The 9,215-nt window shown below is 72.1% G+C and carries 11 protein-coding genes and 1 tRNA gene; 7 read left to right on the top strand and 5 right to left on the bottom strand.

Annotated elements, in window-relative coordinates; all coding sequences use genetic code 11:
- Positions 1 to 41 precede the first annotated feature (41 nt).
- Both ACFTZL_RS35135 and ACFTZL_RS35140 read right to left on the bottom strand, forming a co-directional pair.
- The gene (locus tag ACFTZL_RS35135) at positions 42 to 902 is read right to left on the bottom strand and encodes an RNA polymerase sigma factor SigF (protein WP_382591463.1); all 861 of its coding nucleotides are present in this window, start codon (positions 900 to 902) and stop codon (positions 42 to 44) included.
- Between the two features lie 205 nt (positions 903 to 1,107).
- On the bottom strand, positions 1,108 to 1,611 hold the full coding sequence (locus ACFTZL_RS35140; protein ID WP_382591466.1) for a MarR family transcriptional regulator: 504 nt from the start codon (positions 1,609 to 1,611) through the stop codon (positions 1,108 to 1,110).
- Positions 1,612 to 1,753: 142 nt separating this feature from the next.
- Here ACFTZL_RS35140 and ACFTZL_RS35145 point away from each other — a divergent pair, with 142 nt between their 5' ends.
- The 5 genes from ACFTZL_RS35145 (at position 1,754) to ACFTZL_RS35165 (ending at position 5,891) form a co-directional block, all read left to right on the top strand.
- Positions 1,754 to 2,914: a PP2C family protein-serine/threonine phosphatase gene (locus ACFTZL_RS35145; RefSeq protein WP_382591493.1), complete on the top strand. Its 1,161-nt coding sequence runs from the start codon at positions 1,754 to 1,756 to the stop codon at positions 2,912 to 2,914.
- Positions 2,915 to 3,053: 139 nt separating this feature from the next.
- A complete protein-coding gene (locus ACFTZL_RS35150; RefSeq protein ID WP_382591469.1) occupies positions 3,054 to 3,971 on the top strand; it encodes an STAS domain-containing protein in 918 nt (305 codons plus the stop codon).
- Positions 3,972 to 3,988: 17 nt separating this feature from the next.
- Entirely contained in the window at positions 3,989 to 4,387 is a 399-nt protein-coding gene (locus ACFTZL_RS35155; protein ID WP_382591472.1) for an STAS domain-containing protein, read from the top strand.
- Entirely contained in the window at positions 4,387 to 4,830 is a 444-nt protein-coding gene (locus ACFTZL_RS35160) for an anti-sigma regulatory factor (RefSeq protein WP_382591475.1), read from the top strand. The genes ACFTZL_RS35155 and ACFTZL_RS35160 overlap by 1 nt, the downstream gene beginning before the upstream one ends.
- A complete protein-coding gene (locus tag ACFTZL_RS35165; RefSeq protein ID WP_382591478.1) occupies positions 4,830 to 5,891 on the top strand; it encodes a SpoIIE family protein phosphatase in 1,062 nt (353 codons plus the stop codon). Before ACFTZL_RS35160 ends, ACFTZL_RS35165 begins: the two co-directional genes overlap by 1 nt.
- 1 nt (position 5,892) lies before the next feature.
- Here the strand turns inward: ACFTZL_RS35165 and ACFTZL_RS35170 are convergent, their stop codons facing one another.
- The 3 genes from ACFTZL_RS35170 to ACFTZL_RS35180 form a co-directional block, all read right to left on the bottom strand.
- Positions 5,893 to 6,393 carry a MarR family winged helix-turn-helix transcriptional regulator gene (locus ACFTZL_RS35170; protein ID WP_382591481.1) on the bottom strand — a complete coding sequence of 167 codons (501 nt, stop codon included), beginning with the start codon at positions 6,391 to 6,393 and terminating at the stop codon, positions 5,893 to 5,895.
- A gap of 116 nt (positions 6,394 to 6,509) precedes the next feature.
- Positions 6,510 to 7,151, bottom strand: coding sequence for a GTP cyclohydrolase II (gene ribA, locus ACFTZL_RS35175; protein WP_382591484.1), 642 nt, complete (start codon positions 7,149 to 7,151; stop codon positions 6,510 to 6,512).
- 166 nt (positions 7,152 to 7,317) lie between these two features.
- Positions 7,318 to 7,833 carry a MarR family winged helix-turn-helix transcriptional regulator gene (locus ACFTZL_RS35180; protein ID WP_382591487.1) on the bottom strand — a complete coding sequence of 172 codons (516 nt, stop codon included), beginning with the start codon at positions 7,831 to 7,833 and terminating at the stop codon, positions 7,318 to 7,320.
- 91 nt (positions 7,834 to 7,924) lie between these two features.
- Here ACFTZL_RS35180 and ACFTZL_RS35185 point away from each other — a divergent pair, with 91 nt between their 5' ends.
- The gene (locus ACFTZL_RS35185) at positions 7,925 to 9,079 is read left to right on the top strand and encodes a dihydrofolate reductase family protein (RefSeq protein ID WP_382591490.1); all 1,155 of its coding nucleotides are present in this window, start codon (positions 7,925 to 7,927) and stop codon (positions 9,077 to 9,079) included.
- 54 nt (positions 9,080 to 9,133) lie between these two features.
- Positions 9,134 to 9,207: transfer RNA gene (locus tag ACFTZL_RS35190), tRNA-Met, on the top strand.
- The last annotated feature ends 8 nt before the right edge of the window (positions 9,208 to 9,215 follow it).

Below are 9,215 nucleotides of genomic sequence, written 5' to 3' on the forward strand. Positions count from 1 at the left end.
GACAGCATCCGGACCGGGGCTCAGGTCGATTCCGGGGCGGCTCAGCCCGTGGTCAGCATCCCCGCCCGCAGGCGTGCCACCGTCCGGGAGATGAGGCGGGACACGTGCATCTGGGAGATGCCGAGGCGGGTGCCGATGTCGGCCTGGGTGAGTTCTTCCACGAAGCGCAGGTGGAGGATGAGGCGCTGGCGCTCGTCGAGTTCGGCGAGCAGGGGAGCGAGGGCGTGGAAGTCTTCGACCAGCTCCAGGGCCGGGTCCTCCTCGCCGATGAACTCCGAGAGCGTCGCGTCGCTTTCGTCCGCGTCGCCGCCGACCGTCGCGTCGAGGGACGAGGACAGGTAGCCGTTCGCCGCGACTTGGGCCTCGACGACCTGCTCCTCGGTGAGGTTCATCAGGGCCGCCAGTTCGGCGACCCGGGGCGCGCGGCCGAGGCGGGAGGCCAGTTCCTCGGTGGCCTTGGCGAGTTCCGTACGGGCCTCCTGCAGGCGGCGCGGCACATGCACGGCCCAGGAGGTGTCACGGAAGAACCGCTTGATCTCGCCGATGATGTAGGGCACCGCGAAACTGGTGAACTGCACCTCGCGGGGGACCTCGAAGCGGTCGATCGCCTTGATCAGCCCGATGATGCCGACCTGGACGACGTCCTCCATCGCCTGGCCGCTGCCGCGGAACCGGCGGGCCGCGAACCGCACCAGCGACATGTTCATCTCGATGAGCGTGTTGCGCGCGTACTGGTACTCGGGAGTGCCCTCCTCCAGTACGGCGAGCCGGTCCAGGAACTGTCCGGTCAGCCCGCGCGCGTCCTGCGGGGCGAGCTTCTGCGGCTCGGCGATCCGGGGCAGCACCTCACTGGTCTCGGTGCCGGAATCCGTCGTCGTGCCGATGCGCGTCGTCGCCGTCACGGGCCCTCCCTCGTAGTCCCGGCCCGCTCCCATTCCCCGACAGGCCACCTCTAGCGCCGCTACCCGTAGTCGCCCGGCTCATGCCCCGCATATGCCCCATCGAGACGTTGACCACAGTCGGTGCAGGTCGGGGCGTTGTCGGGGTACCCACAAATGTCTGCGACGGCATGGGACAGAAGGGTGGGGCATCGTGGTGGGGAGGAATTCAGGCGGTCCGGGTGCCGGGCGGGCGGGAGCCGTCGGCGTTGTCGGAGGCATCGTGTATCCGGGCCGCCGCCACGTCGCAGAACGCCTCGAGACCCTGCAGCAGTGCGACCCGCTTGGCCGCGGGCATCTGGTCGAGCACGTCCCGCAGCGCCTGCTCCCGGCGTACGCGCAGATCGGCGAGGAACGTACGGCCCCGGCTGCTGAGGCGCAGGCACACCTCGCGCCGGTCCACCGGACTCACCACGCGCTCGACGAATCCGGTCGCCTGCAGCCGGTCGCAGAGCCGGCTCGTCGAGGGCGGTGTGGAGGCCAGGGAGTCGGCGAGCGTGCGCAGGTTGATGCCCTCGTGGTGCTCGAGGATGAGCAGCACGCGCAGCTGGGACGCCGAGGCGGGTGCCGTCGAGGCCCGGCCCCAGAGGACCTCCAACAACTCCGCGGCCGTGGAGGTCACACGTGCGACCTCTGCTGGCTCAGGGCGGGGTCGGAGGGAAGTCACAGTCACACTCTCGCAGGCACCGGGATGGCCGCCAGCGTACTAGGCGCGCGGGGAGCCAGGGGTGGCCCTGGCCAGGGGCACGGCCGCCCGCCGCATTCAGACCGTATTCAGACCAAGGATTGGTGTGTCGACCCTCGTGACGACGATCGTGAACAGATTCGTGGCCGCCGAGCGCGCCCTGCGCACGGCGGCACCCCATCAACTGCTGGACGCGGTCCGTCGTGTACTGACCGATCAGTACGCGGCGGACTCCGTCGAGCTTTTCCTGGCCGACTACGGACTGACGGTGCTTCAGCCGGTGTCCGTGCTGCCGCACACCCTTCAGCCGGTGTCCGTGCACAACAGCCCGGCGGGCCGGGCCTTCGGGGCTCAGGAGCCCTTTGTCGAGGCCCTTCCGGGTGAGCTCGTCCGGGCGCAGCTGCCCGTCACCGTGCGCGGCGACCGGCTCGGTGTGCTGACCGTGGTCCTGCCGGGCGGCGAGCACGCCGACGGCTGCCTCGGCGAACTGGCCGAGATCGCCCAGGTGCTGGGGCACGAGGTCGTCGTGGCCGAGCGGGACACCGACCTGTATCTCCAGGCACGCCGCAGGAACCGCCTCACCCTGGCCGCCGAGATGCAGTGGCAACTGCTGCCGGGCCGCTCCTGCGCCCGCCCCGAGTACGAGCTCGGCGCCCAGCTTGAACCGGCGTACGCGATCTTCGGCGACAACTTCGACTGGTCCGCCACGGCCGACCGGCTCAGCCTCTACGTCACCAACGGCATGGGCGAGGGCATCGAGGCCTCCCTGCTGACGAACCTGGCGATCAACGCCCTGCGCAACGCGCGCCGGGCCGGTCTCTCTCTCGCCGACCAGGCCGCCCTGGCCGACCAGGCGGTGTACGCGCACTACCGGGGCCGCTGCTACCTGTCCGTGCTGATGCTCGACTTCGACCTGGCCACCGGGCGGGTCCGGGCGGTGGACGCCGGGTCCCCGCAACTGCTGCGGATGCGCCGGGGCGCGGTGGAGCGGGTGGACTTCGACGCCCAGTTGCCGCTGGGGATGTTCGAGGAGACCGACTATGTGGCCCAGGAGTTCCGGGCCGAGCCCGGCGACCGGCTCGTCTTCGTCAGCGACGGGGTCTACGACGTCGCCTCCCCGGGCGGAGAGGCGTACGGGGCCACCGCCCTGGCCCGGGCGATCCAGTCGACCCGGCTGCTTCCGGCCGCCGATGTGCCCCGGGCCGTCCTGCGCGAACTGAGCGGCCATCGAGGCAGGCCCGTCGCCGACGACGACGCCCTGGTGGTGTGTCTGGACTGGCGTGGGCGATGAGGGACGGGGAAGGCGCAGGCCGGAGGCGACGACGGGCAGTTGTTTGGTGTTGCCCACCGTCGGCACTAATGTTTGTCATACGGCAAGTAACGGCTGAGGTGCCGTAGTGAGGCCTCGGTTCGGTCCGTGCAAGGGAGCGATGCAAGTGTCGGAGTCGGAACAGAACTCGGAACAGGAGCCGGCCCATTACCAGGTGAGCGCCTTCCTCGAACGGCGCCGGGAGCAGGTCGCCCAACGATGGGCGGACGCCGCGCTGTTCCGCACGGTCTTCACCGTCTCACGGGACGAGGCCGTGGAGGCGGGAAGATCCGTGGCCGCCGCGCTGGCGGCGGTGGCGGCCGCCGGGCGGACGGAGGACATCCGGGCGCCCGGATTCGAGCCGGTGCGCGACCAGTTGGGCCGGATGGCGGCCTCCCGCGCCCGCACGGGGATCGACCCGGACGGGGTCGCCCGCGAGGTGGCCGCCCTGCGCGCACCGGTGACCGAACTGCTGCGCGCCGAGTTCCCGGACCCGTACTCCCCCGAGGCCCAGGAAAGCGTGCTGGCCCTGACCGTGCTCATGGGCACGCTGCGCCTGGTCGTGATGGAGACCTTGGTCAGCGCGGGCGAGGAAGTGATCGCACGGCAGCGCGAGCAGCTGCTCGAAGTGGCCACCCCGGTGATCAAGCTCTGGGAGAGCACCGTCGCCGTGCCGCTGATCGGCACGCTGGACAGCGCGCGCAGCCAGGTGGTCATGGAGAGCCTGCTGGACGCGATCGTCGCCGAGCGCGCCCGGTTCGCCATCCTCGACATCACCGGCGTGCCGACGGTCGACTCGCTGGTCGCCCAGCATCTGATGAAGACGGTGGCGGCGGCCCGGCTGATGGGCGCCGAGTGCATCGTCTCCGGGATCCGGCCCGCGATCGCGCAGACCATCGTCCACCTGGGCATCGACCTCGGCACCGTGCTCACGCGCGCGAGCCTGGAGGACGCCTTGGCCTACGCGCTCAGCCGGCAGGGCGTCGAGATCGCGCCGCTCCGGTCGGCCGGCCCGGCGGCCGACGCGGGCGTGCGGTGACCGGGTTCGGGCCGGCGGTGCCCGGACCCGCGGGGGGACACGCCTTCACGGTGCCGGTCCTCCAGCTCGGCGACACCCTGCTGGTCACCCTCCAGGGAGAACTGCACGACGGGATGGCCGAGCAGCTCCAGCAGGACATCACGGGCCGGATCGCGCACACGCGGGTGGCCGGGGTGGTCATCGACATCTCCGGCGTGGACATGGTCGACTCGTTCCTGGGGCGGGTCCTCGCCGAGATCGCCGCCGGAGCCGGACTGCTGGCCGCCCGTACGGTGCTGGCCGGAATGCGCCCGGCGGTGGCGATCACCCTGGTCGAACTGGGGCTCACCCTGCCGGGCCTGCGGACGGCCCTGGACGTCGAACGCGCGATGGAGCTGCTCGCCGCCGGTGAGCGTCACAGTGAGGGGAGTCCCTGATGCAGGCCTCCCGCCATGCCGCGCCGACGAGCCTGCCGATCGGCTCGGACGCCGATCTGGCCTGGGTGCGGCAGCAGGTCAGGCAGGCCGCCGCCGAGCTCGGCTTCGGGCTGGTGCAGCAGACCAAGCTCGTCACGGCGGCCAGCGAACTGGCCCGCAACACCCTCGTCCACGGCGGGGGCGGCCACGTGGAGATCACTCCGCTGAACCTCGGGCAGTCGAGCGGACTGCGGCTGGCCTTCGTCGACACCGGGCCCGGCATCCGCGACCTGGACCAGGCGATGACCGACGGCTACACCAGCGGCGGCGGGCTCGGTCTGGGGATGAGCGGGTCCAAGCGGCTGGTCCACGAGTTCGAGGTGGACAGCCGCCCCGATGAGGGGACCACCGTCACCGTCACCGCCTGGGCCACCGCTGTCCCGCCGTCCCGGCCGGGGCCGTGATGAGCAGGGTGTGGGACGTGCCGGTGGACGACTCGACCCGGGTGCGGGACGTCCGTGTGGCGGCCGAGGAGGCCAGCGCCTGCGCCGGGCTTCCCGAGCCCCGCACCGCGACCGCCGCGCTCGTGGCGACGGAGCTGGCGACCAATCTGCTGCGGCACGCGGACGGCGGGCGCGTCGTCATCAACCTCGTCGAGCCCGGCCGCGACGGCGTCCCGGAGACGTCCGTGCAGCTCGTCTCGCTCGACCACGGCCCCGGCATCCCGGACATCGCGGCGGCGATGCGCGACGGCTACACCACCGCGTCCTCCCTGGGCGCCGGCCTCGGCACGTGCCGGCGCATAGCGAACGACTTCGACCTGCACAGCGCCCCCGGGCGGGGCACCGTGGCCGTGGCCCGCATCGGCCACGAGCCGGCCGCCAAGGGGGCGCGGCCCACGCCGGGCCCGCGCGTCGGCGGCGTCAACGTCCCCCTCGGCCGGGCCGAGTACTCCGGCGACGCGTGGAGCCGGGTGTACGGCGGCGACCGCGTGACCCTTCTGCTCGCCGACGGGCTCGGCCACGGGCCCAAGGCCGCCGAGGCGTCCGGCGCCGCCGTGGCCGAACTGCGCGGGGTGGCCGACCTGCCGCCCGCCGAGATCCTGCGGCACCTGGGAAGGGCCCTGCGGCCCACCCGCGGCGCGGCCGTCGCCGTGGCCCAACTCGACCTCTTGTCACAGCAGTTGAGCTTTGCCGGGATCGGCAACGTCGGCGGCCGGCTGCGCACCGACGGCACCTGGAAGCCGCTGCTGTCGCACCCGGGCATCGTGGGCGCGCAGGCCCCGGCGTCCGTGCCCGTGCAGCGCGTTCCGTGGCAGGAGGACAGCCTGCTCGTCCTGCACAGCGACGGTCTGCCCAGCCGCTGGACGCCGCCCGACGACGGCGTGCTCCTGTCCTGCGACCCGGCGGTGGTGGCCGTGGCGGTGCTGCGGGACGCCGGGAGTGCGGCCCTGCCGGTGCGGGACGACACGTGTGTGGCCGTACTGGGTGCCGGTGGTGGGGACCGGCACGGCTCAGGGGCCTAGCTCACTCAGTTCCGTCAGGGTGCGGCACGACCGTGTCCTGTGCCGCCAGATATCCCAGCAACCCCCGGCTCAGAGCCAGCCGTTCCGCCGGTTCCATCGCCGCCAGCGCCGTGGCCAGGGCCTCGGTCCGGCGGCCTGCGACATCGCTCAGGACATGCCGGCCGTGCGAGGTGAGCCACAGTTGCACCTCGCGGCGGGTGCCCGGGTGCGGGGCCCGCTCCAGCAGGCCGGCCGCGGCGAGCCGGTCGCAGAGCCGGCTGGCCGTGGGGAGGCCGATGTCCAGCTCGTCCGCCAGGGCCGTGACGTTCAGACCGGGCCCCGCCTCCACGGTGCGCAGCGCCCGCAGTTGGTGCGGGGACAGGCGCAGGGACGCCTCCTGGGCGGCGACCGACCACAGGGCCGTCAGACTGTCCACGGCATCGGCGATCCGCGACGCGACGGCCTCTGGACCATCGCCCGGTCCCCTCGCCCGGGGGTCGCCGGGGGCGCCGAGATCGGTCACGAAACGTCACTTTCCATAAGCTCCGGGTACTGCGGAGATCGCCCTCTTCCCAAGGCTGTACCCGATGAGCCGAGGGACAAGCAGCCCCGTTCGGTGCCCGGCCGTACCGGCCCCGCTCAGCCGGCGGTGAGCTCCGTCAGCGCGGCCAGCGGCAGCGTGTGCTGGGTCTGGAGGACCTTGGCGCGCAGGTAGCGGACGTTGTGCGCGGTGGTGAAGACGCCCGTGGGGACACGGTCGCGCACGTCGACGCCCAAGGTGCGCAACTGGTCCGCCTTGTCGGGGTTGTTGGAGAGCAGGTCCAGCTCCTTGATGCCCAGGGCCTTCAGCATCTGGGCCGCCGCCGTGTAGTCGCGGGCGTCCTCCGGCAGCCCCAGGGCCGCGTTCGCCTCGTACGTGTCGAGGCCCTCGTCCTGAAGGGCGTACGCGTCGAGCTTGTTGTAGAGGCCGATGCCCCGGCCCTCCTGGCGGAGGTAGAGGAGCACGCCGCCGCGGTCGGCTATGCGCTCGACCGCCTCGCGGAGCTGCGGACCGCAGTCGCAGCGGGCCGAGCCGAACACGTCCCCGGTCAGGCACTCGGAGTGCAGTCGCACCAGCGGGACCGGGCCCGGCTCGCCCAGGACGACGGCCACGTGTTCCTGGTGGTCGGCCAGTCCGTGGAAGGTGACGAGTTCGGCGTCGACCTGGTAGCCGTCGTGGAAGCGAAGCGGTACCCGGACGCGGGAGCGCGGGGTGGCGAGGGCGACGGGGGTGTCGGGCATGCGGGGCCTCCGGGTTCCGTTCCTGTTCGGCTGCACAGCCGTCTGCTTCAGATTTGAAGCAGTTCCACGGTTCGGAACACTACCCTTGCTTTAAATTTGAAGCAATGAGTTCGGTCTCTTGTGACGTGCCTCACTTAAGTGCCCCACGGGGGTGCTGCGGGCCGCCTCACGAACAGGCCGAGGAGGACCTCCGCCGCCACGGCACATCGTCCGACGTAGGCCGTGTCCCGTCCTCCTGGAGCCCCTGCGCGATCGCCGCGGAGATCTCCTCGAGCTGCGCCACCTGCTCCTCGCTGAGCCGGTCGAACACAAAGCTCCGCACGGTCTCGACATGCCCGGGCGCCGCGCGCTCCAGTACGGCGAACCCCGCGTCGGTCAGTGCGGCGATGCTGCCCCGCTTGTCGTACCGGCAGGCCTCGCGCCGCAGCATGCCGTCCTTCTCCAGCCGCGTCACCGCGTACGTCAGACGGCTGCGCGTGATCTTCAGCCGCTCGGCGAGATCGGTCATGCGCAGGCGCTGTTCGGGGGACTCCGACAGGACGGACAGGATGGAGTAGTACAGGTGCGGCATGCCGGCGTCCTGCTGGAGCTGCCGGTCGATCGCGTCCTCCAGGAGCAGTGAGGAGGCGATGTACGCGCGCCAGGCGCGCTGCTCCTCGGGGGTGAGCCAGCGAGTCGTCATGCCACCAGTGTAGGTTTGTTTCAAACTTGAACCAAGACCCGGCGAGCTCGATCCCGCCGGTCCCGCCGTCCCACCCGACCGGGGAGCGTCGATGCCTCACCCGTACGTCCTGCTGTCCGCCGCCGTCTCCCTCGACGGCTACCTGGACGACACCGGGCCCGAACGCCTGCTGCTGTCCGGCCCGGCCGACTTCGACCGGGTCGACGAGGTCCGGGCGTCCGTCGACGCGATCCTGGTCGGCGCCGGCACCATCCGCGCCGACAACCCGCGCCTCCTGGTCAACTCGGAGGAGCGGCGGGCCGCCCGCACGGCAGCCGGCCGAGCGGAGTACCCCCTCAAGGTCACCGTCAGCGGCTCCGGCGACCTCGACCCGGAGGCGCGGTTCTGGCACACCGGCGGCGAGAAGATCCTCTACACGACCGATCAGGGCGCCGAGCGTGCCCGGACTCTCGGCCTCGCCACCGACGTGGTCCCCCTCGGCACCGACCTCGACTGGCGGCGGCTCCTCACCCACCTGCACGACGTACGGGGCGTGCGACGGCTCATGGTCGAGGGCGGCGGCCTGATCCACACCCAGCTCCTCACCCAGGGCCTCGCCGACGAACTCCACCTGGTCCTCGCCCCGCTCTTCGTGGGCGATCCGAAGGCCCCCCGCCTCTTCGGGCCCGGCGGTTACCAGGGTGGCCGGCTCCGGCTGCTGGAGACGCGGCGCATCGAGGACGTGGTCCTCATGCGCTACGAACCCACTGCCCCGGGCACGGGCCCCCTCGCCACGGCGGCCGACCACCACTGGCTGGCCCTCGCCTGCGAATTGGCGGACCTCTGCCCGCCGTCGGACACGGCGTTCAGCGTGGGTGCGGTGGTGGTCGCTGCCGACGGCACGGAACTGGCCCGCGGCCACTCCCGCGAGGGCGGCGACCCGGTCGCGCACGCCGAGGAGGCGGCCCTGGCGAAGCTCGACCCGTCCGACCCGCGCCTCGCCACCGCCACGGTCTACAGCAGCCTGGAGCCCTGCGCCCGCCGCGCCTCCCGCCCCGCACCCTGCGCCCGGCTGCTCCTCGACGCGGGCGTACGCCGCGTGGTCACGGCCTGGCGCGAGCCGGACACCTTCGTCCGGGCCGCCGACGGCAGCGGAGTCCTGGCGGCGGGCGGGGCGGAGGTCGTCGTCCTCCCCGAACACGAGCACAGGGCCAAGGCCCCGAACCGCCATCTGCTGCAGGGGAGCGAGGGCCGATCCGGCCGCTGAGCATGACGTGGTCACGAGTGGTCCCGCGGATGGCGTACACTGGAATCACAACGACGCGGGGTGGAGCAGCTCGGTAGCTCGCTGGGCTCATAACCCAGAGGTCGCAGGTTCAAATCCTGTCCCCGCTACTGAAGGC

This window comes from Streptomyces sp. NPDC056948 (assembly GCF_042674225.1).
Classification (GTDB): Bacteria; Actinomycetota; Actinomycetes; order Streptomycetales; family Streptomycetaceae; genus Streptomyces; species Streptomyces purpurascens.